A 26,527-nucleotide genomic window follows, 5' to 3' on the forward strand; every position below is an offset into this window, starting at 1 on the left:
CTCCTTATGTTTAGGCAGGGTCAGACCCTTAAATTCGCTTAAGGGTCTGACCCTGTTGGGCGAAAAACAGAAAACACCCGCTGACCGGTCTCCACCTGCCAGCGCCAGATATGCGTCACCAGGCCCCCCATGACCATGTTGAACACATAGATACCACTGCCGAAGGCCATGAAGGACTCGAACTGGTTGACCGCCAGCCAGAATACGAAGAAAGAGACTGCAAACAGCGCCATGTCGCCGGGCATCACCCCCGCCCGCCAGGCCTTCCAGGTGCCCATGGCCACCCAGGCCGCTAGCGCCAAGAAGACACCCACGCCTAAAAATCCGTAAGAGACCCACAATTCAAGATAGCTATTATGCAGGTGGCCAAACCGCTCCTTATAGACGGGGGATAGCCACTCAGTATGGTCCATGACCAACCCACGTGCTTGCCCGCCCCAACCGATCACTGGGCGCTCGGCGATCCATTGCCCCGCGGCTCGCCAGGAGTGGATCCGCACACCGATGCTGGTATCCGGCACTTGCTCCAGATCGCCGGCGAGGATCTGCGCGATGACCTGCCGTTCTTGCCCCAACCGCCTCTCAACAGTTTCATGGAAATAACCTCCGACCAGCACCACCAGCAGGATCAACCCACCCATGGCGGTGAACATGCGCCTGGCAGCCCACGGATGGTGGGTGACACGTTCATATACCACCCAGCAAAGACCACCCAGGCAAAGCGCCAGCAGTAGCCCTAGCCAAGCAGCTCGTGTCTGGGTTACCAGTACCCCAGCGAGGCAGACCCCGAGCCCCAGCAACCAGCTGAGCGACCGCAGAAGACGCCACGGCCCGGTGCCCAGGAAGCGGTTCGACATGGCTACCAGGCCAAGCAACACCGTACCCAGCAACATGGCATCATGCTGAGCATTCGTGATGGCCAGGTTGACCCGCCGTCCAGAGAGACCCCGCTGCCACACCGCCCAGTCGGCAAATGGCGGCAGCATCACCATGATCACACCCAGCGCCGCAAGCCCCCAGATCAGCCAGGTAAACCGCGTATTGCCGCCCAGCCACCAGGCAATTCCGATGAACAGAAAAAGCTTGGCAAGGCGGTCTAATTGGGGATAATCCGTAACCCAATCGGGATGATGCAGGTAACCGCCGGTCCAGGAGATCACCTGCACAAGCACAGCCATCAAAAGCAGCCACAGCGGCGCCGTTCCCCGGATACCCCTCGCCCAATGAAGCACTGCAACAAGCCCCAGGAGGGCCATCAGGGTACCGGCAGGTTCACCCACTACCGACCACAGCAAGCGAAGAGCGGCATAGGCAAGCAGCGCCGCCAGGGCGATCCACTTCAGGGGCGCCGGGGTTCGCCAGGAGGCTTCAGGCAAGTCGCTCTTGATGTTCGGATGTTGCCTACCCATCCATGGCCATCCTATTGAGGCGTCAGGGTCAGACCCTTAAATAGACTTAGACGTGGTTTTATCTAAGTCTGCTTAAGGGTCTGACCCCGGTGGGAGTGAATGCGAAGCCACCCAGCCAATGGGTCAGACTCTAATCAATCCAGTTTTCCAGCCGCAGCCCGTCGACACGTTCAAACTCGCGTCGGTTATTGGTGACCAGTACCAGCCCTTCGCTACGAGCATGGCCGGCAATATGCAAATCATTCACGCCAATGGGCGTGCCTTTGCGCTCCAGATCAGCACGAATATCGCCATAGTGACCGGCCGCTTTGCTTGAATAGGGTAGCGACTCAAGACGTGACAAAAAATCAGCCACCTGCCACAGATTATGCTCGCGCCGCTGGCTCTTTTCTGCCCCGTGCAGCAGCTCGGCTTCGGTAATGCTACTGACACACATCATGTCCGCATAGCGGTTGAAAGTGTCCAACACCTCAAGGGGGCGGCGCTTGATGACGTAAATGGCGATATTGGTATCGAGCATGTACTTGAGCATCAAAACGCCTCGCGCTCAGGCTGCTCCTGGCTCGCGCGCTCGGGCAGAAAATCATCTGTAACCCCATCTTCAGCCAGAAAGAAACTATCCCAGGCATGATCAATCGGCGCCAAAATGCGCTCCTTGCCCCGCTTGCGCACCAGTACCTTCTTGACGTCATCGGAAAAACGCACATCCACCGGTAACCGCACAGCCTGGGTGCGATTGTTTTCAAAGACAGTACCTGTGTGCATGACAACCTCCACAGCCATTAGCTAGATAGGCAAAGTATATCGCATGGATGGAAGAAAGCGCAACGCTCCAATGCATGGCGTCGTAGGGACCAGACCCGGGCCAAGCGACGGTGCAAATGCCGTATTCGCCCTCCACCTGGAGGCGCCGCTTGATCATCTGCTTGATCAGCTGGCCGGCCACGTAGGCCACCATGCCGCGTTGAGGCGCCGCCCGGCGAGCTAACTTAAGAATCTGACCCTGTTGGACGCTACTGGACGACTTGCTGATCTCTAGCCGCCGGCTCATGCGGGCGTGCCGTCAGGTCCACGCCAAGAGCACGCATAACGGCCAGCATGGTTTTCAATGTGGGGTTACCCTGTTCACTGAATGAACGATACAGCTGCTCACGCGAAAGGCCTGTCTCTCGAGCCAGCTCGCTCATGCCCTTCGCTCGTGCCACTACGCCCATCGCCTTGGCGATATAGGCTGAATCACCGGCTTGCAGGGCATCAGCAAGAAACACCGCAATCGCCTCTTCGCTTTCCAACACAGCGTAGACTCGTACTGTCTCCTGGTCATATCGATAATAGACGGAAAAAGGGAAGCGATTGGACAGGAGACGATAGTAACCAAAGACTTGCTGATGAATCTCGGCATACAAGTGAAGAGAATCGATATCAGAGAACAAGGTATCTATGAAGTACTGACCGAGGCCTTCTTCCAGACGATCATAAAATCGGAAACCTGCCAGAAGATCCTCTTCGGCCTCTTCCAGTATCTCGATTTTCAACGTGTCCGCTCTCTCACCCAATTCTTTGTGGATTCCCATTCATTGAATGAGTTACCACCCGTCTCAGCACGTAGCCCTCTTTCCTCCAACACCTCCTGATGCCAAACCGGGACGGGCACAGAGTCGGGATCTCTGGCCAGATCGTCCCATAACGCTTCCATGGCACTAAGCTTTTCACGGATGCTCATATCACCCAATCTCATCACCATGATTCACCTCCAACAGCCGCTGCCGATCGATCACGCTATGACAAAAGCACCATAGTCAAATATCACTTTCATGTTAGCTGGCAACCGAGTCAGCTGACCAGCACCCCTAACCACCACCGCCTAGGCCATCACCGAGGCAAGGGGTCGGACACCTCATTTCCCTTCGACGGGGGTATGTCAAAGGGAAATGAAGGGTCTGACCCCGGTGGCCTAAAGGGTCTGACCCCGGTGGCCTAGATCACATGCACGCGATAGGCAGCACATTCCAGCGGCTGCCGAATCTTCACCCGGCTGCTCCGCCCTTCAGGGACTGAAGGTAACGCACCAGGTCCTGCGTTCTTCCCTTGCTAACCAACTGCTCCGGCGTCAGGTACTCAAAGGTACTGATGGGTTCGTTACGAAACCAGAACAGGGCATGCCGAAAATCCCCGTTGATATCCGTGGCGGCACGCAGCACCTGCAACGCGTCACGAAGAAAGCCTTGCAGTTTCTCGGTGCCTTGGGCCCGCGAGAGGGTGACCCGGTGAACATGGGCATCCGCAGCCAGCGCTTGTAGGTCCATGCTCAATGCGCGAGCAAACAACCTGGGGTCGATAATCGGCTTGCCAGTTGCCATTGCAGATCGCTTGAGATCCTCCACAAAACGCTCGTAGGTCTTGGGCGCCTGGTAGTCGTTCGGATCGATAAGGGCTTCGGCACTCATGCTGTGGTACCTCGCGTACAAGATGGAGCAAAACATGCAGGTTACATCATTGCTGCATTATTGCATCACTTCAGCATAGCCACTTGGACACGCGACGTCCATGCTCTCTGCCCCATCACCGAGCCAAGGGGTCGGACACCTCATTTCCCTTCGACGGGGGTATGTCTAAGGGAAATGAAGGGTCTGACCCCGTTGGAACTACGGCGGCATGCATCAACGCCGAAGCCCGGCACATGGCCGGGCTTCGCGGTGTTGCAAAGTGTTCTTGAGGGTCAGACCCTTAAGGGGATTTATATACTTAAGGGGATTTAAGGGTCAGACCCTCATCCGGTAAGGGAGTTGCCGCCCGAGTGACGTCAGCGTCAGGCTCTGGCCACTCAGCAAGGCGTGGACGCAAGTGGCCAAGGCATTAAAGCGAGCACGATGGAGAACGGAGGCTGAAGTCGTCAGGATCTTGTGCAAGAATCGGGACGTCTGCATGGGCTCCTCGGCATATTGTTGGTTTGGCGATTAACAACATGCCTGCCCATGCAGACTTTTTTCAATCCTAATATATTGATTTTCTTATTCTATTCGTGGGGATGCCTCAGGGTCTGACCCCGGTGGCGCCGGCGAAGACAGGTATCTTGGCAGGCGTTCCTCGTCATCAATGACACGCACCATCGTCGGCGGAACTCGCGACCAACGCCAGAACACGACATTGATGTCATGCTCCATGGCGCCCTTGGCCTGCGAGGGAACACGGATACCGGCGACATTCATCTCGAGCAACTGCTGGGCGATCTCCCAAGCAATGACCGGCTGGCGGCGTTGCTTCTTGTCAAGCCAGGCCTCATGCAACCAATCCTCCGAGTTCAGGCGCACTCGATCGCGAACCACTGGATCGCACAAGTCGAGGATCGGGCCGCAGTCGACCTGGTAAGTGCACAGTGTCAACGGCTGGGTTTTGAAGGGGAAGCCTTGCTGTGCCTCCAGCCAGGCCGTCTCGAAACGCTCAGAGGTATAGAGGGCGGGCTGCCCGACTCGATTCCAGCGACCACCGTTGCGTGCTGCGCCCTCCCCTGACTCCGGCGCGTGTTGCCATCGAGGGTTGTGCCCACGATAAACCAGCCCCTGGTACCGAAAACCCAAGTCCAGCAGGCTCACGCATAGCCTCCCTCGGCGATATGCGACAGATAGGCTCGGACATCGTCCGCTCGGCCGCGGCTTACCAGTTCTTCCGCCGTCAGATCACCCAACGGAGCGAGTGGGTATGTCCGATACCAGGACCAAGCTGCACTGATGGACCCTGCCCAAGGCTCGATGCGCTTTAGAATCTCCATCGCCTGGCGGAGTCGCTGTTGCGTTGAGACCGCATGGAGACGGTCCTTGCGGATGATGGCGCTATGGCTCAGGCCAATCGCGTGGGCGAACTCGCGCTTGGTGATATGTAGCTCATTCAATAAGGCGTCAGTCGAAATGTAGCCTTGCGAATCCATGGTGTCACGGATATCGACATCCATCACTGTCACCTATATTGGCAGATATATGCGTCAGTATAGAAGACGGCGCGCCACGGTGAAAGGGAAAAGGGCGGCACACAGCCAAGGGGTCCGACCCCGTTGGAACTAACGCCCGTCCGGCGGCATGCATCAACGCCGAAGCCCGGCACATGGCCGGGCTTCGCGGTGTTGCTAAGTGTTATTGAGGGTCAGACCCTTAAGGGGATTTATGGGGACAGGTCTTGCCATCGAACAGTTGCTACCTAATGCTGGATGGCAAAACCTGACCCATTTTCCCATCGACTGGCATTCATCGTCGCGATTATCTAGACTAGATCATGTTAGTCTAGTTTTTATGATTCAGGAATCCTGCATGGATACGATCAATATTCACGAAGCCAAGACCCATCTCTCCCGCCTGCTGGCCCGTGCAGCCCAGGGCGAGACCGTACTGATCGCCAAGGCGGGCCAGCCTATCGCCAAACTTACGCCCATCGACGCCCCACCGGTCGGCAAGAAACACCGCTTGGGGTTCCTGGCAGGCGCCTTCGAGATTCCTGACGACTTCGACACCATGGGCGGCGACACCATCGCCGACGAGTTCGTAGGCGAGCCCAACGCATGATCCTGCTGCTGGATACCCATCTGCTGCTCTGGGCGGCCTCGCAGCCGGAGCGACTGTCGGATGTGGTCCGCGAGAAACTGCTCGATGAAAACAACGACCTCTGGTTCAGTGCCGCCAGCCTCTGGGAAGTGACCATCAAGGCTGGCCTGGGTCGCCCCGACTTCAGCGTGGATCCTTACTTACTAAGACGCGGCCTGGTCGACAATGGCTATACCGAACTGGCCATCAGCAGCCAACACGCTCTTGCCGTGCGCCATCTGCCACCTATCCACCGTGATCCCTTCGACCGCCTGTTGATTGCCCAGGCGGAAACCGAAGGCATCCTGCTGCTAACGTCCGACGCCACGGTAGCGAGCTACCCCGGTCCCGTTGAGCTCGTTTAGACCCCTGAATTCAAGATGACTTAGACTTGATTATGTCTAAGTTCGATTAAGGGTCTGACCCCAAGCGTGAGATCCGCCTGGCGGTGTCACCGAGGCAAGGGGTCGGACACCTCATTTCCCTTCGACGGGGGTATGTCTAAGGGAAATGAAGGGTCTGACCCCGTAGCTCCGGCCATCATCTCCCCCAGCACCGGGCAGGTCTTTTCGATCTCGGCCTAAGTTTTTTTAAGGGTCAGACCCTAGTGGGGGCTTGGGGCAGCCGCCCCACGGAATAGTAGGTAAAGCCCTTCTTCGCCATGCGGGCGGGTTCAAACATATTGCGGCCGTCGAAGATCGTGGGCTGGGTGAGCTGGCCTTTGATCAGCTCGAAGTCAGGGGCGCGGAAGCTCTGCCACTCGGTGACGACCACCAGGGCATCGGCGCCCTTCAGGGCTCCCTCCTTGGTGCCGCACAGGGTCAGCGCGTCGTGGTGGCCGTAGAGGCGCTGGGTCTCCTCCATGGCCTCGGGGTCGTAGGCCTGCACCTTAGCGCCGGCGTTCCATAGCGCTTCCATCAGCACCCGGCTGGGCGCCTCGCGCATGTCGTCGGTGTTAGGCTTGAAAGACAGCCCCCACACGGCGATGGTCTTGCCGGCCAGTTCAACGCCGAAGTGGTCGCGGATCTTGGCGCAAAGGGTGGTCTTCTGGTCGGCGTTGCGCGCTTCTACGGCCTTGAGCACCTTGGCGTCGAAGTCGATGCCCTCGGCGGTGCGCACCAGCGCCTGCACGTCCTTGGGAAAACACGACCCGCCGTAGCCCACCCCGGGGTAGATGAAGCGGTAGCCGATCCGCGGGTCGGAGCCGATGCCCTGGCGCACCGCTTCGATGTCCGCCCCCAGGCGCTCGGCCACACGCGCCCGCACCCTGTCCGCCGTGCCCACCGGCACGGTGGACTTGTTCACCAGGATACGGTGGCCCGGCATGTGCTCGGCGATGGTCTGGGACACCCTCAGCACGTACTGCAGATCGGCACTGCCGTCTTCATCCGGCGGCGTGCCCACGGCGATAAACTGGATATCACCGTGGGCCACGGCCATGGCCGCATCGGTGGTGAAACGCAACCGACCGGACGCGGTGTTCTCCTTCACCAGGCTCTCCAGGCCCAGTTCAAAGATCGGGATGATGCCCTGCTTGAGCTTCTCGATCTTCTCAGCGTCCACGTCCACGCAGACCACCTGATGGCCCACCTCGGCCAGAATCGCACGAGTACGGGGTCTGGTCTTGCAATAATGCAATAGTGCAACTATATTCAGTTGCTAAAAGGAGCCGGCATGTCAAAAACGGAAAAGCTCATTGCCAAGCTACTGAACGAGCGCGCCGCCTTCACCTGGCAAGAGCTGGAAACGCTATTGCAACGGCTCGGCTATCGACAACTGGACGGCCAAGGCTCACGCATCAAGTTCCACAATGGCGATCCCCAGGCCATGATCAACCTGCACAAGCCGCATCCGGGCAACGAGCTCAAGGCCTACGCCAAGCGCCAAGTCATCGAGCAGCTACGCTCAGTAGGGCTGATTTAATGGAAAAACTCTTGAAGCACCGGGGCTACTACGGCTCTCTCGAAGCCAGTACCGAAGACAACTGCCTGTTCGGCAAGCTACAGTTCATTCGCGCTCTGGTCAGCTACGAAGGCGAGACGGTGGCAGAGCTGGAAGCCGCGTTTCGCGATGCCGTCGATGACTACCTCGCCACCTGCGAGCAGCTCGGCGAGGCGCCCGAGACTCCTTGCAAGGGCTCCTTCAACGTGCGCATCGGCCACGACCTGCACCTGGCCGCCGCCGTTGCAGCCTCGCAGCACGGCATCTCGCTCAACGACCTCACCCGCCAGGCGTTGAACGACTACCTGCAACAGCACTCTTGAGTGCCGAGGTGCTGGCACCACCCAAAGCGACGACATGCGCTGCCCCATTACCATCGAGGCGATTGTTGAATTGCTGAGAAGCCGCAGATGCGGTCGGGCTTCTGGCAGTCGGCCACCCGCCCGCACCCTGTCCGCCGTGCCCACCGGCACGGTGGACTTGTTCACCAGGATACGGTGGGCCGACATGTGCTCGGCGATGGTCTCGGCCACCCGGAGCACGTCCTGCAGATCGGCACTGCCGTCTTCATCCGGCGGCGAAGCCACCGAGGCTAGGGGTCGGACACCTCATTTCCCTTCGACGGGGGTATGTCTAAGGGAAATGAAGGGTCCGACCCCGTTGGAACTTGCCACCGTCGGCCCTGCCGGCTAGGGCTCCCAAAGCCAGCTCCTTGACGGGATGCTGGCAGCTGCGGCTCAGGGGGATCTCGTGGTGTGTCAGGCCGTGGTCGCGAATCTGTTGAACGGACTCTTCAGCGGCCGTGGCCACATGCACCTCATGGCCTTCCTGCAAGACGGGCGGGGCGTCACTTCACTGCTTCGATGAGTTTGATTTCCTGCTTCAGCATCTCATTGACAAGCTGAGCAACATCCACGCCCTTCGCACGCGCCCTCTCCTGGAGGTAGGCCTGCACCTCGTCGTCGAGGTAGACAGGCAGGTTGAGCTTGGCATTCTCGCGGAAAAATTTTCCGCGCTCACCGCCAGTAAAATCGTACTCTTCCTTCATCACATTGCCTCGTATTGACGTCTTTCGCGCTTGGTGGCCGACCGAGCCGAGATAATCCGGATACTAGAAGAACAAACGTCGGTCTCATGGTAAGTATGGACCACAACCAGCAACGCGCCGTTCTCAGCCTGACCAAGAGTCAACCAGCGCTCCTCGCCCTCGCTGTGGTCTTTATCCGCAATCGACATCATCAACGGATCATGGAACACCGTAGCCGCCAAATCAAAACTGACGCCGTGCTTGTGCCGGTTGCCAATCGCCTTGGCAACGTCCCATTCGAAGTTGAACTGGAACATCGCTCCTTTAACCTCAATTCCTGCCTAAGTACGGGACTATAGCGAGATTTCTTCTACGGGGTCAGGCTCTTAAAGGTAACTGCAGGGGTCACACCCTTAAGTAGACTTAGGCGAGCCTTTGCCTAAGCATACTTAAGGGTGTGACCCCGGGGTGAAGTGGCCCGGACGAGAAGCTACAGCCTCAGATCAACGCTTTCCTTGGGCAGCAGGTACTTCAGGACGTAAAGTAGGGCTCTGCCCGCGATTCGACGCTTCGGCGAATGGCGGCGAAGCCGCCCGGCGGTGCCACCAAGGCAAGGGGTCGGACACCTCATTTTCCTTCGACGGGGGTATGTCTAAGGGAAATGCAGGGTCCGACCCCGTTGGAAAACGCCAACCCGGCGGCATGCATCAACGCCGAAGCCCGGCACATGGCCGGGCTTCGCGGTGTTGCAAAGTATTCTTGAGGGTCAGACCCTTAAGGAGAATTAGATGCCTAAGGGGATTTAAGGGTCTGACCCTCATGCGGCGGCGGCGCTTAGGCCGTGCGGAAGTGGTGGATATACCAGGGCATGGCCTCAGTGATGCCGTCGACGATGGTGTGGCTGGGGGCGTAGCCGAGCAGGCGGCTGGCCTTGCCGATGTCCGCCTGGGAGTGGCGCACGTCGCCGGGGCGGAAGTCGCGGTAGGTCGGGTCCTGCGCGTAGCGTACCCCCTGCTCGGCGAGGGCTTCGCGCAGGTACTCGAACAGCTGGTTCAGGGTGGTGCGCCCGCTCACCGCCACGTTGAAGACCTCCCCCTGGGCCGCGTCGTCCGCGGTGGCCGCCAGCAGGTTGGCCTGCACCGCGTTGGCGATATAACAGAAGTCGCGGCTGGTCTCGCCGTCGCCGTTGATGAACAGCGTCTCGTCGGTGAGCATGGCCCCGGCCCACTTGGGAATCACCGCCGCATAGGCGCCGTTGGGGTTCTGGCGCCTGCCGAATACGTTGAAGTAGCGCAGCCCGGTGGCCTTGAAGCCGTAGGTGCCGGCGAACACCTCGGCATACATCTCGTTGACCACCTTGGTCACCGCATAGGGCGACAGCGGCCGACCGATGCGCTCCTCCACCTTGGGCAGCGCGGGATGGTCGCCGTAGGTGGAGCTCGACGCCGCATAGACGAAGCTCGTCACCCCGGCATCCTTGGCGGCCACCAGCATGTTGAGCTGCCCGCCGATGTTGGCCGCGTTGGTAGCGATCGGGTCGGCGATGGAGCGTGGCACCGAGCCCAGCGCCGCCTGGTGCAGCACGTGGTCCACCGGCTGGCCGTTCAGCGTCATCGCCGCCCGGCAGGTGGCCGGGTCGCAGATGTCGCCCTCGATAAACGAAAAGCGCGCCCACTGCTCCGGAGTGACCAGGGTGCGCACCTCATCCAGGTTGGCCTGAAAGCCGGTGGCGAAGTTGTCCAGGCCCACCACCCGCTGGTCCAGGCGCAGCAGGGTTTCCAGCAGATTGCTGCCGATAAAGCCGGCGCAGCCGGTCACCAGCCAGGTGCGCGGTGCGGCTGCCAGCTCGGCCAGTAGGGTTTGATAACGACTCATGACGCTCCTTAATTGCAGGGGTCCGACACTTAAGCAGGCTCGACGGGGTCAGACCCTTAAATGGACTTAGACGTGGGTATGTCTAAGTCCATTTAAGGGTCTGACCCCAAGCGACTCACCCCGGTGAAGGGCCCGGGAGGCAAGCTACAGCCTCAGGTCAACGCTTTCCTTGGGCAGCAGGTACTTCAGGTCGTAGAGCACGTGCTCGGGCTTGCCCCAGGCGCGGATGCCCTCCGCCCCCAGCTCGCGGAACTCGCGGTGGGCCACGGCGAGCACGATGGCGTCGTTGAGGCGCCGCCCGGCGAGGATCATCTCGGGGTGGTAGCCCACCACCTGGCCCAGCATCTCGCTCGCCTTGATCAAGGGAGTGAGATCCGGTAGGCAACCCATACACAGATATCTCATCGCAAAGCACGGTATATCGCCATATTTCGAAGTTTTATTAATACTCGACTCGGTGGCGATGATTCTAAGAGGGAACCGCTCAGCCCTTAGTGATTCGCTTAACCTGGTATGCCGCCCGCTGGATCGTCTTCTCGGCTTCCTTCCAAGGCAGTCGTCTACCGCGCTGCTTCATCCTGGCTAGCGCGGCCAACGCCTGCTCCTGTGTCAACAAGCCAAACTCGATCACCTCGGCAATAATCCACAGGGTTCCGCGTACCTCAGCCCCCTCTTGGGCAGCCAGCAAGCGAAGGTTGCGATCACCGGTGATCAGGGGACAGGATTCCTGCTTGGCCAGTGCCAAGGCGAGCCGATCATTGAACCCTGGCTCATCGCCGTACTGGTTGCCAAGGCTCTCTGCATAGCCGACATACTCCCCGCTCACGACCAGCGTGACTAAGCCCATGTCGAGCAAGTGCGGGCTACCCGCCTCGATCTCCTCCTCAAAGAGAACATCGGGCATGGCGAATTGATATGGAAGCGCGAAGAGCGTTTCCAGTATCTCACCCGCTTCCAGATCGATAATGATATTGGCATCACTGATTAGCAGCAGCATCCAGCGGCTCCGTCCAGAGCGGCTCCATCCAACGTTGGCGACAGAACTGCATGCGTGGGATGCCGAGTAGCTCAGCGGCCTTGGCCTCCGAGATCAACTGTTCTGCCAGAGCACGATACACCAGCTGCTCGAACAGCTGTGGCACTTCTGGTGCCAGTGGGTCGCCCGGCTCGCCGCGGTTCCACCCGCGGGAGGAGAACAGCTTCATCAGCGACTGGAAGTAGGCGTGTGGAATAATCTCGCACTGCAGGGCACGAATCGCCCAGCCCCGCATGGATAGGCCATATTCGTGCTTGAGCCGATACAGCTCACGAGGCTCCAGGCGATGGCGCCCTTCACCAATCTCATGAATAACCGCCGATTGAGGGGCCAGAAACGCACCGGCAAAGCGGTCGCAAGCCTTTTCCTCGTCGATCGACGCCTCCAAACGCCCAGTCAGCAGCACATGAGCCAACTCGTGCGCGAGCGTGAAGCGTTGGCGATCTCCCGGCCAACAGGATGACACCGCAATTACCGGATACTGCTGGCCGCCTGCGGCCACCGCCGTGGCCGTCATGCCGGAAAATGCCTTATGCTCGACCTCGACCACAAGAATGAGCAACCCAAGCGTTTCCAGCGTATCGGTCAGGTCGCCGATCGGATTCAGGCCCAGCGTCCACTCACGGCGCACGCCATCCGCAACCGCCTCGAGCTCAACGAGCTCCGAGATCTTCCCGGGGACGCAGTCCGGTACTATGAAACGAGAAATGGGGGATTCAGGAAAGGCATTCAGCAGCGCTATACGCTTCTCGACCATTTCCGCCACACGAATCTGCACCGCTTCTTCCCGCTTCACGCCAAAGGCGCTGGTCTTGCGGAACTCCACATCGGTCAGCTGCACCGTCTGCTTGCGAAAGAAATACTCCGTGCGTACCCCACACGCCTTGGCAATTTTCAGCAGCTTCGCAGAGTCAGGGGTCACCATGCCCTTCTCATACTTTTGAATCGCTGCCTTGGAAACGCCAAGCTGCTGGCCCAACGCCTCAAGCGTCAGGCCTGCGGCCAGGCGCGCCTGGTGAATACGTTGTCCCAACATCGCGCCCCTCCGGTTTACTTATCGGGTAATTCTATATGAAAAGTAAACCCATGTGTGGGGAAACTGTCAGGGGTCAGACACTTAAGCAGGCTCGACGGGGTCAGACCCTTAAATGGACTTAGACGTGGGTATGTCTAAGTCCATTTAAGGGACTGACCCCAAGCGACTCACCCCGGTGAAGGGGCCGGAAGGGAAGCTACAGCCTCAGGTCAACGCTTTTCTTGGGCAGCAGGTACTTGAGATCGTAGAGCACATGCTCGGGCTTGCCCCAGGCGCGGATGCCTTGCGCTCCCAGCTCGCGGAACTCGCGGTGGGCCACGGCGAGGATGATGGCGTCGTAGGTGCCGGGCTGGGGCTCATCCACCGGGCAAATGCCGTACTCCGCCTCGGCCTCGGCCTTGTTGACCTGGGGGTCATACACATCCACGGCGATGTTGTAGTCGGCGAGCTCCTTGAGGATATCCACCACCCGGGTGTTGCGCAGGTCCGGGCAGTTCTCCTTGAAGGTCAGGCCCATCACCAGCACCTTCGCGCCTTCCACCTGGATGCGCCGCTTGATCATCTGCTTGATCAGCTGGCCGGCCACGTAGGCGCCCATGCCGTCGTTGAGGCGCCGCCCGGCGAGGATCATCTCCGGGTGGTAGCCCACCACCTGGCCCAGCGTCTCGCTGGCCTTGATCAAGGGGGTGAGATTCGGGCAGTCACCGGCACCTCCACCAACGCCACGCTATGGCCTTAGAGAGCACGCTACAGAATTATACTTAACACCTGGCCCCTGATGAGATCAGTGCTACTCTGCCATCACATGCCACTCGCAACATGTTCATCAGCCACATGACCAACGTCACTGCTCAGCAAGCTGAAGAGCACCCCATCACCACGCGGGCCATTGCGTTTGCCAGGAAGCAAAAGAAGCGGATTGCCAAACGCATTGCCGACAAGCACCTTTACCCCCCCGAGAAATACCCAGTATCGGTGTTCATGGCGGGCTCACCCGGTGCCGGCAAGACAGAGGCCTCAAAGGAACTCATCGCCGTCCTCAGTGAAAATGGCCAAGACATCCTGCGCATCGACCCTGATGAGCTTAGAGATGAGTTCGAGGATTACCATGGCGGCAATGCCAGGCTGTTTCAGCCGGCCGTCTCTATTCTGGTAGAAAAGCTCCTGGACGTGGCCCTGAAGCAGCATCAGAGCTTTCTTCTGGATGGCACCTTCACCAACCTTGTCAAGGCCCGGGAGAACGTAGCTCGCTCGCTTGGCAAGTCCAGGCTCGTGCAGATTCTTTATGTCTACCAGGATCCCTTACTTGCTTGGGAGTTTGTAGAAGCCCGCGAAGCCTTGGAGGGTCGAAGAATTCCAGTGGAAAGCTTTTTAGAACAGTATTTTGCAGCAAGAGATGTGGCCAACCGTATCAAGCAGGAGTTCGGCGAATTGGTGATGGTCGACCTGCTGATCAAGAACCATGACGGCTCACATCGCGAGTACGTACAGAACGTGGAACAAATTGACACTCACATTGCCGAGGCATATTCTCGAAAGTCTCTTTTGCAAAAGCTCGCCGAAAGGACGAGGAAGCGGACATGATGACCAAAGATGAAAAGACCGACGGCAGCCCCCTATCCGCATTCATCCGCTACGCCAGCCCCGAACGCAAGCGTGATGTTTATCGCCAGGTGATCGACCGAGCCAACCAGCGCCAACAGGAAGTGCTGGAAAAGGTAGCCCACAAGTCCTCCTGACGACCCGCCTACGCCGACAAGAACCCGCCCAAAATGGCGGGTTTTTCATTTGTGCGCCAGGCATGGCGCGCAGCGCCTGACTGGCGCTGTTCCCGAGGGTGGTGCCTCGGGATGACTTGGGGGTGAAAGTCCCCTGCACGCCCGGCAAGGGGAAGTGCTAGCCGACGGCAAGGGTGTCTCCCGCGAGGGGGAATCTGAAGGCAGCCCGAGGCAAAACGCTGGCCTGACGAACAGGAAGCGGATACGAGGCGGCATGGCGGGGTGAGATGGCAAAAGTCATCAAAGCCCGGTACTTGCACGGAACGCCATGACGTAAATCCGACAGGCATAAGCGGGAAGGTCGCGCGTCTTACCCTGGGAGGTCCGGTGGTCTGCCACAGTGCTACCGGCGTCGAGAGGCGACGGGATGGGCCACCAGACGTCAGCAGAGGCCATAGTAAGTGCCGATTCACCCCGGCACCAAGGGCCGAACATGAAGAACCGCGAGTAGGCGATGACGTCTCGAGGATCGATCATGAAGACAGAAACAGGCGCTGATACCGTCATCCACCCAGAGGGGCAGGGGCAGTACCCCGAGTCCCGGCCGGTGGGCGTCGAGACGGTCCCGGCGTCGTCATCGTGGACGAAAGCGGAGCCAATCCTGCTCATGGAGGCCGTGGTGGATAAAGCCAACATGGCGCAGGCTTACCGTAAGGTAGTCGCCAACAAGGGCGCGCCGGGTGCCGACGGCATGACGGTGCACCAGTTAGCCGACCACCTGAAGGCGCACTGGCCAACGCTGCGCGAGCGGCTGTTGGCCGGTGAGTACCACCCCAGCCCGATCCGAGCCGTCGAGATTCCCAAGCCCAAGGGCGGGACGCGGCAGCTCGGTATTCCCACGGTCAGCGACCGGCTGATCCAGCAGGCGCTGCTCCAGGTGCTTACGCCGATCTTTGATCCGGGCTTCTCCGAATCGAGCTACGGTTACCGCCCCGGGCGTAGCGCCCAGCAGGCCGTCTCGGCCATGAAGGAGCACGTCGCTGCCGGCCACCGCTGGGTGGTCGACCTCGACCTGGAAGCCTTCTTCGACCGAGTGAACCACGACCTGCTGATGGCACGGGTCGCGCGCCGCGTCCGCGACAAGCGGGTGCTACGCCTGATCCGACGCTATCTGGAAGCCGGCATGTTCCAGCATGGCCTGACCGCGCCAAGAAGGCAGGGTACGCCCCAGGGTGGACCGCTGAGTCCGCTGCTGGCGAATATCCTGCTGGATGATGTGGACAAGGAGCTGGAACGTCGCGGCCACCGCTTCTGCCGCTACGCCGACGACCTACAGGTGTATGTCAGGAGTCGGCGAGCGGGCGAGCGCGTCATGGCCAGCCTGAGTGATTATCTCGAGAAGTCACTCAGGCTCACGGTCAATCGCGCCAAGAGTGCGGTGGACCGGCCCTGGCACCGGGGGTATCTGGGCTACACGCTGACCCGGCACAAGCTGCCACGGTTGACGCTTGCCAAGGCCAGTTTGCAGCGCCTGATGCAGCGTGTCCGTGAGATCCTCAAGCGCGGCAGAGGGCGTAATATCCAGCGAGTGATCGAAGAGTTGGTCCCGGTCCTGCGGGGCTGGGCCAACTACTTCTCCCTCGTCGATGTGAAGCGCCCACTGGAAGCACTGGATCAATGGATACGCCGCCGACTGCGCTGCCTGATCTGGCGACAGTGGAAGCGCCCGAGAACCCGGCGCCGGAAGCTTCTAGCGCTGGGACTGGATGAGACTATCGGGCGTGGAAGTCAGCGGGGAATGGGCGAGGCCCCTGGTGGAATGCCGGTGCTTCGCACATGAACCAGGCCCTGCCGAATAAGTGGTTCGATCAGCGGGGCCTGATCTCGGTACTCGATACGGTAAGATGGCTTAGTCGTTCATCATGAACCGCCGTATACGGAACCGTACGTACGGTGGTGTGGGAGGGCGCCGGGGGTGACCCCGGCCCCTACCCGATTCATCAAAAATTGCAGGGGTCCGACACTTAAGCAGGCTCGACGGGGTCAGACCCTTCAGCAGACTTAGGCGCGCCCTTTGCCTAAGTCCGCTGAAGGGTCTGACCCCGGTGAAGGGGCCGGGAAGGGATGCTACAACCTCAGATCAACGCTTTCCTTGGGCAGCAGGTACTTCAGGTCGAAGAGCTGGGCTCTGCCCGCGATTCGACGCTTCGGCGAATGGCGGCGAAGCCGCCCAGCGGTGCCACCGAGGCAAGGGATCGGACCCTTAAGGGGATTTAAGGGTCCGACCCCGTTGGAACTACGGCGGCATGCATCAACGACGAAGCCCGGCAAATGGCCGGGCTTCGCGGTGTTGCAAAGTGTTCTTGAGGGTCAGACCCTTAAGGGGAATTAGCCCCTAGCGGGGGGCTTGTGGCAACCGCCCCACCGAATAGTAGGTAAAGCCCTTCTTCGCCATGCGGGAGGGTTCAAACATATTGCGGCCGTCAAAGATCGTGGGCTGGGTGAGCTGGCCCTTGATCAGCTCGAAGTCCGGGGCGCGGAAGCTCTGCCACTCGGTGACGATCACCAGGGCGTCGGCGCCCTTCAGGGCGGCTTCCTTGGTGCCGCACAGGGTCAGCGCGTCGCGGTGGCCGTAGAGGCGCTGGGTCTCTTCCATGGCCTCCGGGTCATAGGCCTGCACCCGGGCGCCGGCGTTCCACAGCGCTTCCATCAGCACCCGGCTGGGCGCCTCGCGCATGTCGTCGGTGTTGGGCTTGAAGGCCAGGCCCCACAGGGCGAAGGTCTTGCCGGCCAGCTCGCCGCCGAAGTGGTCGCGGAGCTTGGCAAACAGGGTGGTCTTCTGCTCGGCGTTGCGCGCTTCAACGGCCTTGAGCACCTTGGCGTCGAAGTCGATGCCCTCGGCGGTGCGTACCAGCGCCTGCACGTCCTTGGGAAAGCACGAGCCGCCGTAGCCGGTACCGGGGTAGATGAAGTTGAAGCCGATGCGCGGGTCGGAGCCGATGCCGCGGCGCACGTCCTCGATATCGGCGCCGAGCCGTTCCGCTAAGTTGGCCAGTTCGTTCATCAGGCTGATCCGGGTGGCCAGCATGACGTTGGCGGCGTACTTGGTCAGCTCCGCGGAACGCACGTCCATCACGATGATCTTCTCGTGTTGGCGGCCGAAGGGGGCGTAGAGCTCGCGCATCACCTCCACGCTATGGGCGTTCTCGGTGCCGATGATGATGCGGTCGGGCTTCTGGCAGTCGGCCACGGCGCTGCCCTCCTTCAGAAACTCCGGGTTGGAGACCACATCGAAGGTAAGCGTCGCGCCCTCTTCTCCAGCCCCAGCCCCAGCCCTGGCCCGCGCCGCCAGCCCCTCGGCCACCCGCGCCCGCACTCTGTCCGCGGTGCCCACCGGCACGGTGGACTTGTTCACCAGGATGCGGTGGGCCGGCATGTGCTCGGCGATGGTCTCGGCCACCCTGAGCACGTACTGCAGATCGGCACTGCCGTCTTCATTCGGCGGCGTGCCTACGGCGATGAACTGGATATCACCATGGGCCACGGCCATGGCCGCATCGGTGGTAAAACGCAGCCGACCGGACGCGGTGTTCTCCTTCACCAGGCTCTCCAGGCCCGGTTCAAAGATCGGGATGAGGCCCTGCTTGAGCTTCTCGATCTTCTCGGCGTCCACGTCCACGCAGACCACCTGATGGCCCACCTCGGCCAGAATCGTGCCCTGCACCAGGCCCACATAGCCCGTCCCGAAAACTGTTACCTTCATCTACCACTCCATGGGAAATTTGATCGCAACCGGCACTCCGCAAAGGCTACACCACAGGGGTCAGACACTTAAGGGGACTTAGGCAGGGGTTTCGCCTAAGCCCCCTTAAGGGTCTGACCCCGGGGCAGCGCCACCACCCCTTGGCAGCGAAACGCAAGCAGCAGCCCAGGGTTTTCCTTGTAGCTTGCTCCTTGAAGCTTGTCCCTATACCCCGTAGAACTCCCGATACCAGGCGACGAAGTTCGCCACCCCCTCCTTCACCGGCGTGGCGGGCTTGTAGCCCACGGCCTTCTCAAGCTCGGTGCTGTCGGCGTAGGTATCCGGCACGTCACCCGGCTGCAGCGGCAGCAGCTCCTTGATGGCCTCTTTGCCCAGCGCTTCCTCGATCGCCTCGATATAGGCGGAGAGCTTCACCGGGTCGTTGTTGCCGATATTGAAGATTCGATACGGCGCGTTGCTGGTCGCCGGGTCGGGATGGTCGCTGTCCCAGTCGGGGTTGGGCGCGGCGATATCGTCGCTGGCGCGGATCACCCCTTCCACGATGTCGTCGATGTAGGTGAAGTCGCGGGTGTGGTTGCCGTGGTTGAACACCGGGATCGACTCGCCGGCCAGGGTCTTCTTGGTGAACAGGAACAGCGCCATATCCGGCCGGCCCCAGGGGCCGTAGACGGTGAAGAAGCGCAGCCCGGTCGTCGGCAGCCGATACAAGTGGCTGTAGCTGTGGGCCATCAGCTCGTTGGCCTTCTTGGTGGCGGCGTAGAACTGCAGCGGGTGGTTGACGCTCTCATGCTCGGAGAACGGCATCTTGGTGTTGGCGCCATAGACGCTGCTGGTGCTGGCGTAGGTCAGATGCTCGACCCGGTGGTGCCGGCACGCCTCCAGGATGTTGGTGAAGGCGACGATATTGCTCTGCACATAGGCGTGGGGGTTCTCAAGCGAGTAGCGCACCCCCGCCTGGGCGGCCAGATGGATCACCCGTTCCGGCCGGTGCGCCGCGAACGCCGCGTTGACCGCCGCCAGGTCGGCCAGGTCCTCACGCACGAACACATACTCGCTGCCGGTACGCGCCGCCGTCTCCTCCAGAATCTTGAGACGCGCCTCCTTGATGGCCGGGTCGTAGTAGTCGTTGACCACGTCGAAGCCGACCACGCTATCGCCACGCTCCAACAGGCGCTTGGCGGTATGGAAACCGATAAAGCCGGCGTTGCCGGTGACGAGCACTTTCATAGCAGTCCTTTTGGTAAGAAGTTCGAGGGCGAGAAGCTAGCCCCGCGGTCAGTCTCCCGATGCCAGAGCCTACTGGTGTGAGCTGGGCTCTGCCCGACGAATGGCAGTGTTGCCATGATCTGTGACTACTGGTGGGAGCTGGGCTATGCCCGACGAATGGCCGCGAAGCCGCCCAGCGGTGCCACCGAGGCAAGGGGTCGGACACCTCATTTCCCTTCGACGGGGGTATGTCTAAGGGAAATGAAGGGTCTGACCCCGTTAGCTCTACTCACAAGCCCTACAAAGTCGCGGAACATGCTAGCTTGGTTCCGCTCAATGCCAAGCCTCAAACCCAAGCCACCATTGACCCTGTGCCTATCCCTCGCTAGCATCCGGCGGTTAACGAGACACGCGAGTTTGCCCATGAACGCCACCCTACCCTACCTCTTTCGCGGCGAGATCCCGACACCCAAGCGCCAGCCGAAGCGCCCCGGCCAAAGCTGGCCTCGGCTGCCGCTGCCGCGGCTGATGTCCTGGGCACCCTGGGTACTGCTGGGAGTAGTGGTCTATGGGGTGATGCTGTGGCCAATCGAGCGCCTGGCGCCACCGGCACTTCCCACCCACCTGCTCGCCCTGGTGGGAGTGATCACCGCGGCCGCCTGCCTGGAGATCGGCAGCTGGCTATTGAATGGCAAGCGTCCGCTAGCGCTGATGCTCCCCATGGCGCTGGGCGGCCTGATCGCCATGCTTATCGCCCTGCTCTAATACTAGGCCGTGTGTTTGTTGCTCTGCGCCTGCTGGCCATGGCGCTGCGTGATCGAGGACTTCTGAAACACGGCCATCTGCATGGCGGCGGCCAACAGCACGATGATGCCGGTCGGTCCGGCGAAGCGCAGCGGCATGGCGAACAGGCTCAGCACCATCACCGTGACGAAGCAGCCGAGGATACCCAGCCCCCACACCGCTTGCCAATGGCGCCGCAGGGTGGCCCATAGCAGCGCCCCCAACGGCAGCGCGGCCACGGTCACGAACCCCAGCAAACCCACGGCGCCGGTGGCGGTGGCGGTGGTGGCCAGCAGCGAATAGTAGCCGCCATAGCTGACCAGCGGCCTGGCTTCTGCGGCGGGCATCACCTGCCCGGTGCCTACCAGCCACTGGGTGCTGAAGACCTGCCAGGCCTGCTGCCAGAGGGCCAGACGATCCACCATGCCGGCGTGCAGCACACGTGCCTGTTCGGTCTCGCCGTTGAGCATCAGGCCGAAGGCCTGCAGCGGCTCCACGAGACGCTGTACCAGCGGCAGGGTGTGGGGAAGCAGCCATTCGTGGCTCAACACCCCCAGCACCGGCACCGTCAGCAGCGCTGCCAAGCCAAGCCGGCCCAGCCGATGCCCCTGATGCTTGCCGAGCATTGGCGTGGCCAGCACGTAGATGGCCACCCCGCACCCTGCCGCCAGCCACGCCGTGGTATAGCCGGTGCCCATCAGCACGATCACGCTCGGCACCGCCAGCAGCGTGGCCAGCGTGACCTGAGCCGCCGGCCGCCAGCCGGTACCCAGGCGCTGCAGGCCTCCCAGCAGCACGGCCAGTACCACCACCAGCCCCACACTGGCCATGAAACCTATCTGCGCGGGCTCCCCCCAGGCCCAGGGGTTGGCGAACTGGCCATGCTCAAGGTGCGACCAGTCGGCACTCAGCGTGAAGGCCACACCGCCGCCCACCAGCACGGTGGCAATCAGCCAGTGCCAGTGCAGCCGACACTGCACCAGCCACCACGCCAACGGCAGGCTGGCCAGCCCCGTTACGGCCAGCAGCCGCCACCACAGCGGCTCCTCGACAAGCGCCGCCGGCCCGCCACCGACCCAGGCGCGCACCACCAGGTAGAGGCTCAGCCCCAGGCTCAGCCAGAACAGCTTGAGGCGCCTCACCTCCCGCCAGAACAGCGGAAAGGCCAGTGCCGTAGCGATCACCACCAGGCTGCCCCCCAGCAGCACCAGCCAGCCACTCAATCCTAGGCTGAAGGCCATCAGGTAGAGCCCGATCAGTGCCGCCTGGCGCCGGCCGCCCCCCACCCGCGGGAGTTGACGAAACCGCACCAACCCCGAATCGGCCCGCACGGCGCCTTGCCCCAGGGTGGCCCTGTGCAAGCGGCGCAGCGCCTTGCTGGTCTGCCAGGCGCATGTCACGAACAGCCCATGCACCGCGAACAGCAGCACCAGGCCCAGCAGCAGCAGCACATCCGGCACCCCGGCCAGCGAGAACACCACGCCCACGGCGCCCAGCGCGGCCACCAGCAGCATCAGCAGCACGGTGGTCTGCCCCGGAGTGAAGCCGGCCCGCAGGAAGATATGGTGCAAGTGGTCGCGGTCCGCCGAGAAAGGGCTGCGCCCCTTGCGCAGACGACGCACCATCAGGCTCAGGGTATCCATCACCGGCAGCGCCAGCAGCCAGGCATAGGCCACAGGGCTGACCACCGCGTTCTCGCTCTGGGAGAGCGCCACCACGAACCAGGCAATCGCGAAGCCCAGCGCCATGCTGCCGGCATCGCCCATGAACACGCTGGCGCTGCGACGCCAGGGGTGGCGCAGGTTGAAGAGCAGAAAGCCCACCACCGAGGCCGCCAGCGTCACGATCACCGCCAGCAGCGTCAGCTGGCTCTGCAACGCCGCCACGACCCCCAGCCAGCCCAGCACGCTCAGCGCGCTGCCGCCGGCCAGGCCATCGACCCCGTCCATCATGTTGATGGCGTTGATCAACCCGGCCACCGCCACCACGGTCACCGGTGCGGCCAGCCAGCCCAGGTGCACCGCCCCCGCCAACGGGAACTGCCCCAGGTAGTCCAGCGACAGCTGACCCCCGATCACCAGCAGCAGCGCCACCGCCAGCTGCACGCCCAGCTTCACGGTGCTGCGCATGTCGCGGGCATCGTCGATCACCCCGCAGGCCACCAGCGCCACCAGCCCCAGGTAGAGCGGCCACAGCTCGCCGACCGGCAGCGGCTGCAACGGCTGCACCAGAAGAAAACCGGCGAACACGCCCAGCCCCCCGGTCAGCGGCACGGTGCCCTGGTGCTGCTTGCGGCCACCGGGAATATCGGCCAGGCCCCAGGCAATGGCCGGCTGGCGCAACAGCAGGATAGCCAGCGCCGAGAGGGCCAGGGCGAGCACGGGAAGAAAGGGAAGCGTGCTCATCGCGGTGTATCGTCCTTGGTGACGTGATCGATCGTTCAAGAAGCAGCGTGACCGTTGACGACGGCCGAAACACACACTGCCGCAGTGCAGCGTGCCACGTCAGATCCTGCCTGTCTGTAGGAGATCGCTGACAACGCACCACGCCTTGCCTTGAAAGGGGTCTGACCCTTAAATGGACTTAGGCGCGCCCTTTGCCTAACTCAATTTAAGGGTCTGAGACCAGGATGGTGAGAAGCTGGATGGTCGGTGGCAGGACATCGGCCATGGGAAGGAATTCACGTCCGCTGTTCCTTGAACGCATCGGTAGGCACGCCGAAGCGGTGGGAAATGCCGCAGATTTGGCGCCAATTCAGAGAGCGCTTGCCGGAAAGGATGGCGGAGACAACAGGCTGAGCCCCGACTTCGGGCAGGTCGCTCTGGCTGATGGCATGCTCCGTCATGAGATAGCGCAGTACCTCGGCACCCGATGTATCGGGCATGGCACGGTGCTCCTCATCGTAGGCCTCGAGCGCACATCGCCCAGGCGCGCGGCCAGACTCGCCAAGGGATGCTCTTCATCGTCACCCACTGTGTCGAGCAGTTCATCCAGGGCCTCAACCTTGGCATCGTAGTCGGCCTCGTCCACGGGCTCGGCGAGCAGAGGGGCAATGTGGACCCAGTGCCTGGCAACTTCGTTAAGCATGGCGTTCATGAGTCATTCCTTCCATTTACCCTTGTCGTACTCACTGTGATCGAGGATGTCGCGGATGAAGACCTTCTTCCTTCGATAGTGGACAACCGCGATCAGACGGAGCTTGTTCCCGCCGATGTCAAAGACATGGTGCGAGCCGACTTTGTCTGTCGCGGGGAAAATGCCTTTCATCGCCGCAAAATCCTTAGGCTCACATGACCTCATGAGCCGATAGCAGATTGCTATAGATAGCAACTTGCTATTTCCGCCCGCCAGCAGCCGTGATGCCACCGCACCTAGGCTCGACGGGGTCAGACCCTTAAATGGACTTAGACGTGGTTATGTCTAAGTCCATTTAAGGGTCTGACCCCAAGCGACTAAGGAGCCGGAAGGGATGCTACAGCCTCAGGTCAACGCTTTCCTTGGGCAACACATACTTCAGATCATACAGCACGTGCTTGGGCTTGCCCCAGCCGCGGATGCCCTCCACACCCAGCTCGCGGAACTCGCGGTGGGCCACGGCGAGGATCATGGCGTCGTAGGCGTTGGCGTCGGGGCGCTCCACCGGGCGGATGCCGTACTCCTGCTCGGCCTCGTCCTTGTTGACCTGGGGATCATAGACATCCACCGCCACGTTGTAGTCGGCCAGCTCGCGGATGATGTCCACCACCCGGGTGTTGCGCAGGTCCGGGCAGTTCTCCTTGAAGGCGAGGCCCATGACCAGCACCCGCGCGCCACGCACATGGATGCGCCGCTTGATCATCTGCTTGATCAGCTGGCTGGCCACGTAGGCGCCCATGCTGTCGTTGATGCGCCGCCCGGCGAGGATCATCTCCGGGTGGTAGCCCACCTGCTCGGCCTTGTGGGTCAGGTAGTAGGGGTCCACGCCGATGCAGTGCCCGCCCACCAGGCCGGGGCGGAACGGCAGGAAGTTCCACTTGGTGCCGGCGGCCTCCAGCACCTCCTCGGTATCGATCCCCAGGCGGTTGAAGATCACCGCCAACTCGTTGATCAGGGCGATGTTGATATCGCGCTGGGTGTTCTCGATCACCTTGGCGGCCTCGGCCACGGCGATGGCGCTGGCCTTGTGGGTGCCGGCGGTGATCACCCGGCCGTAGAGCGCATCCACGAAATCGGCGATCTCCGGGGTCGAGCCCGAGGTCACCTTGATGATGGTGGTCACGCGGTGTTCCTTGTCGCCCGGGTTGATGCGCTCCGGGCTGTAGCCGGCGAAGAAGTCGCGGTTGTAGGTCAGCCCCGAGACCCGCTCGATCACTGGGATGCAGTCCTCCTCGGTGGCGCCAGGGTAGACGGTGGACTCATAGATCACCACATCGCCCTGGCCGATCACCCGGCCCAGGCTCTCGCTGGCGCGGATCAAGGGCGTCAGATCCGGCCGTCGGCTGGCATCGATGGGCGTAGGCACCGTCACGATATAGACGTTGCACTCGCGCAGCGCCTCGAGATCGCTTGCGAAGCTCAGCTGCGTGGCCTCGGCCAGCAGCGCCGGCTCCACCTCCAGGGTGTGATCAATGCCGTCGCGCAGCTCGCCGATGCGATTGACGTTGATATCGAACCCCACCGTGGGCAGCACCTTGCCGAACTCCACCGCCAGCGGCAGGCCCACATAGCCCCGTAGGGCGCACTTCGCACCCGATGGCCCACGTCATCCAGATCCGAAGCACGTAGATAGTCCTTCAAGGAATCAAGGAATCAAGGAATCAAGTCAGATGAGAGCACGGAGCAGGCTTCCAAGCCAGCAGCCGCCGGGTCAGACCCCGAGCGGCGAGCGCTTCGAGCGAGGGGTCGGACACTTCATTTCCCTTCGACGGGGGTATGTCTAAGGGAAATGAAGGGTCTGACCCCGCTAGCCCAAAGCGGCTACCGAGACGGGAGACACTCCAACGCCGCCTCAATCACAATCCGCTCATCGAACTCTTCCTCGATGCGCTGGCGCGCCGCCGTACCGGCCTGCTGCAGCTGTTCGCTCGGCATCTCGATACACGCCCGCATCCGCTCGGCCAGCGAATCGGCGCTCTTCACCTCACAGAGCCAGCCGGTCACGCCCGGCACGATGGCATGCCGACAGCCCGGCACGTCGGAGACGATGGCCGGCCGGCCCATGGCCGCGGCCTCCAGCACGGTGCGCGGCATGCCCTCGCGGTAGGAGGGCAGCACCAGCACCTGGGCCTGCTCGATAAAGGGCCGAACGTCGCCCTGCTCGCCCAGATAGTCAATCACCCCGGCGGTCTGCCACTCACGCACCTCGTCTTCGGTGATCGCCGTACGGTTGCTGGCCCCATGGGGCCCGATCAGCATGAAGCGCGTCTCGGGGTGCTGGGCCCTCACCTGCTCGGCGGCCTGCACGTATTCGCGCACGCCCTTGTCGCCCAGCAGGCGGGCGATCATCACGAAGGTGAAGGGGCCAGCTTCCGTCCCACCCCCAGGCAGCGGCGAGAAGGCGAAGCGAGTGGTATCCATGCCGGAGCCCGGTAGCACCATGGTGGGCGTGTTCTTGAGCAGGCCGTGGGCCTGGAAGAGGTCGTGGTCCTCCTGGTTCTGGAAGAACACCCGCCGCGCCCCGCGATTAACGAAGCCGTAGAGCGCGCGCACCCGGCGAAACAGCCAGCTGTCGTGCAGGAAGGCCGTACCCAGCCCGGAAACATTGTTGGCATAGGGAATGCCCAGCGCCCGGCAGGCCAGGCCCGAGTAGATATTGGCCTTGACCGTGAAGTTAAACACGAAGGCCGGCTTGAGCCGGCGCAGCGTATTGGCCAGCGCCAGCAGGCTCTTGCCCTCCCCCACCAGGCGGGTGCTCTTGCCCTCCATGGGCAGCGCCATATGCTCGATGCCCAGCTCCTCCACCAGCCGCGCGGCGTAGTCATCTTCCGGCGCCAGGCCGATCACCCGATACCCCGCATCACGCAGAGCCTGAACGGTCCCGCGGCGGAAGTTGTAGAGATACCAGGAGGTGTTGGCCACCAACACCACGACGTCCTTGTCTTGCATCTGATTTCCAGTATGTGAGCCCGATTTATCAGCGATTGCCATGCCACCCCAGCAGCGGGCACGCCCCATCTCCGCGCC

At 61.6% G+C, this 26,527-nt stretch carries 31 protein-coding genes and 1 pseudogene; 8 read left to right on the forward strand and 24 right to left on the reverse strand.

From position 1 onward, the window contains the following. Positions 1 to 38 precede the first annotated feature (38 nt). The 8 genes from U5L98_RS04845 to U5L98_RS04875 all read right to left on the reverse strand — a co-directional run bounded on the left by U5L98_RS04845 (position 39) and on the right by U5L98_RS04875 (position 5,358). A complete protein-coding gene (locus tag U5L98_RS04845; protein WP_322557215.1) occupies positions 39 to 1,256 on the reverse strand; it encodes an O-antigen ligase family protein in 1,218 nt (405 codons plus the stop codon). A 283-nt stretch (positions 1,257 to 1,539) separates the two neighbouring features. Continuing rightward, entirely contained in the window at positions 1,540 to 1,941 is a 402-nt protein-coding gene (gene vapC, locus U5L98_RS04850) for a type II toxin-antitoxin system tRNA(fMet)-specific endonuclease VapC (RefSeq protein WP_322557216.1), read from the reverse strand. Then, positions 1,941 to 2,174 carry a type II toxin-antitoxin system VapB family antitoxin gene (vapB, locus tag U5L98_RS04855; protein WP_322557217.1) on the reverse strand — a complete coding sequence of 78 codons (234 nt, stop codon included), beginning with the start codon at positions 2,172 to 2,174 and terminating at the stop codon, positions 1,941 to 1,943. The genes vapC and vapB overlap by 1 nt, the downstream gene beginning before the upstream one ends. Before the next feature lie 248 nt (positions 2,175 to 2,422). Next, positions 2,423 to 2,944, reverse strand: coding sequence for an addiction module antidote protein (locus U5L98_RS04860; protein WP_322557218.1), 522 nt, complete (start codon positions 2,942 to 2,944; stop codon positions 2,423 to 2,425). Beyond that, entirely contained in the window at positions 2,941 to 3,153 is a 213-nt protein-coding gene (locus tag U5L98_RS18690) for an addiction module protein (RefSeq protein ID WP_416208176.1), read from the reverse strand. Before U5L98_RS18690 ends, U5L98_RS04860 begins: the two co-directional genes overlap by 4 nt. 283 nt (positions 3,154 to 3,436) lie before the next feature. Further along, on the reverse strand, positions 3,437 to 3,856 hold the full coding sequence (locus U5L98_RS04865; protein WP_322557219.1) for a DUF2384 domain-containing protein: 420 nt from the start codon (positions 3,854 to 3,856) through the stop codon (positions 3,437 to 3,439). A 564-nt stretch (positions 3,857 to 4,420) separates the two neighbouring features. After that, positions 4,421 to 5,002 carry an RES family NAD+ phosphorylase gene (locus U5L98_RS04870; protein ID WP_322557220.1) on the reverse strand — a complete coding sequence of 194 codons (582 nt, stop codon included), beginning with the start codon at positions 5,000 to 5,002 and terminating at the stop codon, positions 4,421 to 4,423. Then, on the reverse strand, positions 4,999 to 5,358 hold the full coding sequence (locus U5L98_RS04875) for an XRE family transcriptional regulator (RefSeq protein ID WP_322557221.1): 360 nt from the start codon (positions 5,356 to 5,358) through the stop codon (positions 4,999 to 5,001). Before U5L98_RS04875 ends, U5L98_RS04870 begins: the two co-directional genes overlap by 4 nt. 352 nt (positions 5,359 to 5,710) lie before the next feature. Between U5L98_RS04875 and U5L98_RS04880 the strand changes: the two genes are divergently transcribed. Both U5L98_RS04880 and U5L98_RS04885 read left to right on the forward strand, forming a co-directional pair. Further along, positions 5,711 to 5,962, forward strand: a complete 252-nt coding sequence (locus tag U5L98_RS04880; protein WP_322557222.1) for a type II toxin-antitoxin system Phd/YefM family antitoxin — start codon at positions 5,711 to 5,713, stop codon at positions 5,960 to 5,962. Further along, positions 5,959 to 6,345 carry a type II toxin-antitoxin system VapC family toxin gene (locus U5L98_RS04885; RefSeq protein WP_322557223.1) on the forward strand — a complete coding sequence of 129 codons (387 nt, stop codon included), beginning with the start codon at positions 5,959 to 5,961 and terminating at the stop codon, positions 6,343 to 6,345. Before U5L98_RS04880 ends, U5L98_RS04885 begins: the two co-directional genes overlap by 4 nt. Positions 6,346 to 6,577: 232 nt before the next feature. On the opposite strand, the gene U5L98_RS04890 is transcribed toward U5L98_RS04885, so the two are convergent. Continuing rightward, a complete protein-coding gene (locus U5L98_RS04890) occupies positions 6,578 to 7,630 on the reverse strand; it encodes a UDP-glucose/GDP-mannose dehydrogenase family protein (protein ID WP_322557244.1) in 1,053 nt (350 codons plus the stop codon). Between the two features lie 24 nt (positions 7,631 to 7,654). On the opposite strand from U5L98_RS04890, the gene U5L98_RS04895 reads away from it, so the two are divergent. Next, the gene (locus U5L98_RS04895; protein WP_322557224.1) at positions 7,655 to 7,903 is read left to right on the forward strand and encodes a type II toxin-antitoxin system HicA family toxin; all 249 of its coding nucleotides are present in this window, start codon (positions 7,655 to 7,657) and stop codon (positions 7,901 to 7,903) included. Then, on the forward strand, positions 7,903 to 8,244 hold the full coding sequence (locus tag U5L98_RS04900) for a type II toxin-antitoxin system HicB family antitoxin (RefSeq protein ID WP_322557225.1): 342 nt from the start codon (positions 7,903 to 7,905) through the stop codon (positions 8,242 to 8,244). The genes U5L98_RS04895 and U5L98_RS04900 overlap by 1 nt, the downstream gene beginning before the upstream one ends. Before the next feature lie 117 nt (positions 8,245 to 8,361). Here U5L98_RS04900 and U5L98_RS04905 read toward each other — a convergent pair. From U5L98_RS04905 to U5L98_RS04940, 8 genes and pseudogenes are all read right to left on the reverse strand, one after another. After that, positions 8,362 to 8,511, reverse strand: a pseudogene (locus U5L98_RS04905) (UDP-glucose 6-dehydrogenase); the annotation flags it as partial. A 257-nt stretch (positions 8,512 to 8,768) separates the two neighbouring features. Next, positions 8,769 to 8,969: a hypothetical protein gene (locus U5L98_RS04910; protein WP_322557226.1), complete on the reverse strand. Its 201-nt coding sequence runs from the start codon at positions 8,967 to 8,969 to the stop codon at positions 8,769 to 8,771. Continuing rightward, on the reverse strand, positions 8,969 to 9,265 hold the full coding sequence (locus U5L98_RS04915; protein ID WP_322557227.1) for a BrnT family toxin: 297 nt from the start codon (positions 9,263 to 9,265) through the stop codon (positions 8,969 to 8,971). Before U5L98_RS04915 ends, U5L98_RS04910 begins: the two co-directional genes overlap by 1 nt. A gap of 517 nt (positions 9,266 to 9,782) precedes the next feature. Continuing rightward, positions 9,783 to 10,823: an NAD-dependent epimerase/dehydratase family protein gene (locus U5L98_RS04920; protein ID WP_322557228.1), complete on the reverse strand. Its 1,041-nt coding sequence runs from the start codon at positions 10,821 to 10,823 to the stop codon at positions 9,783 to 9,785. A gap of 144 nt (positions 10,824 to 10,967) precedes the next feature. Continuing rightward, positions 10,968 to 11,186: a hypothetical protein gene (locus U5L98_RS04925; protein ID WP_322557229.1), complete on the reverse strand. Its 219-nt coding sequence runs from the start codon at positions 11,184 to 11,186 to the stop codon at positions 10,968 to 10,970. 121 nt (positions 11,187 to 11,307) lie between these two features. Further along, on the reverse strand, positions 11,308 to 11,820 hold the full coding sequence (locus U5L98_RS04930) for a DUF3368 domain-containing protein (protein ID WP_322557230.1): 513 nt from the start codon (positions 11,818 to 11,820) through the stop codon (positions 11,308 to 11,310). After that, positions 11,801 to 12,895 (reverse strand): helix-turn-helix domain-containing protein, encoded by a 1,095-nt coding sequence (locus U5L98_RS04935; RefSeq protein ID WP_322557231.1) that lies wholly within the window; start codon positions 12,893 to 12,895, stop codon positions 11,801 to 11,803. The genes U5L98_RS04930 and U5L98_RS04935 overlap by 20 nt, the downstream gene beginning before the upstream one ends. A gap of 196 nt (positions 12,896 to 13,091) precedes the next feature. After that, complete coding sequence (locus U5L98_RS04940) at positions 13,092 to 13,577, reverse strand: UDP binding domain-containing protein (RefSeq protein WP_322557232.1); 486 nt, start codon at positions 13,575 to 13,577, stop codon at positions 13,092 to 13,094. Between the two features lie 152 nt (positions 13,578 to 13,729). Between U5L98_RS04940 and U5L98_RS04945 the strand changes: the two genes are divergently transcribed. From U5L98_RS04945 to ltrA, 3 genes are all read left to right on the forward strand, one after another. Then, complete coding sequence (locus U5L98_RS04945; RefSeq protein WP_322557233.1) at positions 13,730 to 14,479, forward strand: zeta toxin family protein; 750 nt, start codon at positions 13,730 to 13,732, stop codon at positions 14,477 to 14,479. Continuing rightward, positions 14,476 to 14,634, forward strand: a complete 159-nt coding sequence (locus U5L98_RS04950) for a hypothetical protein (protein ID WP_322557234.1) — start codon at positions 14,476 to 14,478, stop codon at positions 14,632 to 14,634. Before U5L98_RS04945 ends, U5L98_RS04950 begins: the two co-directional genes overlap by 4 nt. Before the next feature lie 514 nt (positions 14,635 to 15,148). Further along, the gene (gene ltrA, locus U5L98_RS04955; RefSeq protein WP_322557235.1) at positions 15,149 to 16,453 is read left to right on the forward strand and encodes a group II intron reverse transcriptase/maturase; all 1,305 of its coding nucleotides are present in this window, start codon (positions 15,149 to 15,151) and stop codon (positions 16,451 to 16,453) included. A 555-nt stretch (positions 16,454 to 17,008) separates the two neighbouring features. Here ltrA and U5L98_RS04960 read toward each other — a convergent pair. Next, complete coding sequence (locus U5L98_RS04960; protein ID WP_322557236.1) at positions 17,009 to 18,376, reverse strand: UDP-glucose/GDP-mannose dehydrogenase family protein; 1,368 nt, start codon at positions 18,374 to 18,376, stop codon at positions 17,009 to 17,011. 204 nt (positions 18,377 to 18,580) lie between these two features. Then, positions 18,581 to 19,603, reverse strand: a complete 1,023-nt coding sequence (locus U5L98_RS04965; protein ID WP_322557237.1) for an NAD-dependent epimerase — start codon at positions 19,601 to 19,603, stop codon at positions 18,581 to 18,583. 402 nt (positions 19,604 to 20,005) lie between these two features. Here U5L98_RS04965 and U5L98_RS04970 point away from each other — a divergent pair, with 402 nt between their 5' ends. Continuing rightward, positions 20,006 to 20,347, forward strand: coding sequence for a hypothetical protein (locus U5L98_RS04970; RefSeq protein WP_322557238.1), 342 nt, complete (start codon positions 20,006 to 20,008; stop codon positions 20,345 to 20,347). Positions 20,348 to 20,349: 2 nt separating this feature from the next. Here the strand turns inward: U5L98_RS04970 and U5L98_RS04975 are convergent, their stop codons facing one another. The 5 genes from U5L98_RS04975 to U5L98_RS04995 all read right to left on the reverse strand — a co-directional run bounded on the left by U5L98_RS04975 (position 20,350) and on the right by U5L98_RS04995 (position 26,449). Beyond that, a complete protein-coding gene (locus tag U5L98_RS04975) occupies positions 20,350 to 22,770 on the reverse strand; it encodes an MraY family glycosyltransferase (protein WP_322557239.1) in 2,421 nt (806 codons plus the stop codon). A gap of 275 nt (positions 22,771 to 23,045) precedes the next feature. Continuing rightward, positions 23,046 to 23,249 (reverse strand): hypothetical protein, encoded by a 204-nt coding sequence (locus U5L98_RS04980; protein ID WP_322557240.1) that lies wholly within the window; start codon positions 23,247 to 23,249, stop codon positions 23,046 to 23,048. 215 nt (positions 23,250 to 23,464) lie between these two features. Continuing rightward, entirely contained in the window at positions 23,465 to 23,665 is a 201-nt protein-coding gene (locus tag U5L98_RS04985; RefSeq protein ID WP_322557245.1) for a type II toxin-antitoxin system HigB family toxin, read from the reverse strand. Between the two features lie 172 nt (positions 23,666 to 23,837). Then, positions 23,838 to 25,061, reverse strand: a complete 1,224-nt coding sequence (gene tviB, locus U5L98_RS04990; protein WP_322557246.1) for a Vi polysaccharide biosynthesis UDP-N-acetylglucosamine C-6 dehydrogenase TviB — start codon at positions 25,059 to 25,061, stop codon at positions 23,838 to 23,840. Positions 25,062 to 25,321: 260 nt separating this feature from the next. Beyond that, a complete protein-coding gene (locus U5L98_RS04995) occupies positions 25,322 to 26,449 on the reverse strand; it encodes a glycosyltransferase family 4 protein (protein ID WP_322557241.1) in 1,128 nt (375 codons plus the stop codon). Positions 26,450 to 26,527: the final 78 nt, after the last annotated feature.

This window comes from Halomonas sp. (assembly GCF_034520545.1).
Classification (GTDB): Bacteria; Pseudomonadota; Gammaproteobacteria; order Pseudomonadales; family Halomonadaceae; genus Halomonas.

Coding starts and splice junctions, on each gene's coding strand:
- U5L98_RS04945 (WP_322557233.1), top strand. CDS start 13,730: ATGACCAACGTCACTGCTCAGCAAGCTGAAGAGCACCCCATCACCACG.
- U5L98_RS04875 (WP_322557221.1), bottom strand. CDS start 5,358: ATGGATGTCGATATCCGTGACACCATGGATTCGCAAGGCTACATTTCG.
- U5L98_RS18690 (WP_416208176.1), bottom strand. CDS start 3,153: ATGGTGATGAGATTGGGTGATATGAGCATCCGTGAAAAGCTTAGTGCC.
- U5L98_RS04895 (WP_322557224.1), top strand. CDS start 7,655: ATGTCAAAAACGGAAAAGCTCATTGCCAAGCTACTGAACGAGCGCGCC.
- U5L98_RS04965 (WP_322557237.1), bottom strand. CDS start 19,603: ATGAAAGTGCTCGTCACCGGCAACGCCGGCTTTATCGGTTTCCATACC.
- ltrA (WP_322557235.1), top strand. CDS start 15,149: ATGAAGACAGAAACAGGCGCTGATACCGTCATCCACCCAGAGGGGCAG.
- U5L98_RS04950 (WP_322557234.1), top strand. CDS start 14,476: ATGATGACCAAAGATGAAAAGACCGACGGCAGCCCCCTATCCGCATTC.
- U5L98_RS04930 (WP_322557230.1), bottom strand. CDS start 11,820: ATGCTGCTGCTAATCAGTGATGCCAATATCATTATCGATCTGGAAGCG.
- U5L98_RS04845 (WP_322557215.1), bottom strand. CDS start 1,256: ATGGCCCTCCTGGGGCTTGTTGCAGTGCTTCATTGGGCGAGGGGTATC.
- U5L98_RS04975 (WP_322557239.1), bottom strand. CDS start 22,770: ATGAGCACGCTTCCCTTTCTTCCCGTGCTCGCCCTGGCCCTCTCGGCG.
- U5L98_RS04880 (WP_322557222.1), top strand. CDS start 5,711: ATGGATACGATCAATATTCACGAAGCCAAGACCCATCTCTCCCGCCTG.
- U5L98_RS04900 (WP_322557225.1), top strand. CDS start 7,903: ATGGAAAAACTCTTGAAGCACCGGGGCTACTACGGCTCTCTCGAAGCC.
- U5L98_RS04980 (WP_322557240.1), bottom strand. CDS start 23,249: ATGCCCGATACATCGGGTGCCGAGGTACTGCGCTATCTCATGACGGAG.
- vapC (WP_322557216.1), bottom strand. CDS start 1,941: ATGCTCAAGTACATGCTCGATACCAATATCGCCATTTACGTCATCAAG.
- U5L98_RS04935 (WP_322557231.1), bottom strand. CDS start 12,895: ATGTTGGGACAACGTATTCACCAGGCGCGCCTGGCCGCAGGCCTGACG.
- U5L98_RS04865 (WP_322557219.1), bottom strand. CDS start 3,856: ATGAGTGCCGAAGCCCTTATCGATCCGAACGACTACCAGGCGCCCAAG.
- U5L98_RS04915 (WP_322557227.1), bottom strand. CDS start 9,265: ATGTTCCAGTTCAACTTCGAATGGGACGTTGCCAAGGCGATTGGCAAC.
- U5L98_RS04995 (WP_322557241.1), bottom strand. CDS start 26,449: ATGCAAGACAAGGACGTCGTGGTGTTGGTGGCCAACACCTCCTGGTAT.
- U5L98_RS04970 (WP_322557238.1), top strand. CDS start 20,006: ATGAACGCCACCCTACCCTACCTCTTTCGCGGCGAGATCCCGACACCC.
- U5L98_RS04910 (WP_322557226.1), bottom strand. CDS start 8,969: ATGAAGGAAGAGTACGATTTTACTGGCGGTGAGCGCGGAAAATTTTTC.
- U5L98_RS04885 (WP_322557223.1), top strand. CDS start 5,959: ATGATCCTGCTGCTGGATACCCATCTGCTGCTCTGGGCGGCCTCGCAG.
- U5L98_RS04920 (WP_322557228.1), bottom strand. CDS start 10,823: ATGAGTCGTTATCAAACCCTACTGGCCGAGCTGGCAGCCGCACCGCGC.
- U5L98_RS04960 (WP_322557236.1), bottom strand. CDS start 18,376: ATGAAGGTAACAGTTTTCGGGACGGGCTATGTGGGCCTGGTGCAGGGC.
- vapB (WP_322557217.1), bottom strand. CDS start 2,174: ATGCACACAGGTACTGTCTTTGAAAACAATCGCACCCAGGCTGTGCGG.
- U5L98_RS04985 (WP_322557245.1), bottom strand. CDS start 23,665: ATGAGGTCATGTGAGCCTAAGGATTTTGCGGCGATGAAAGGCATTTTC.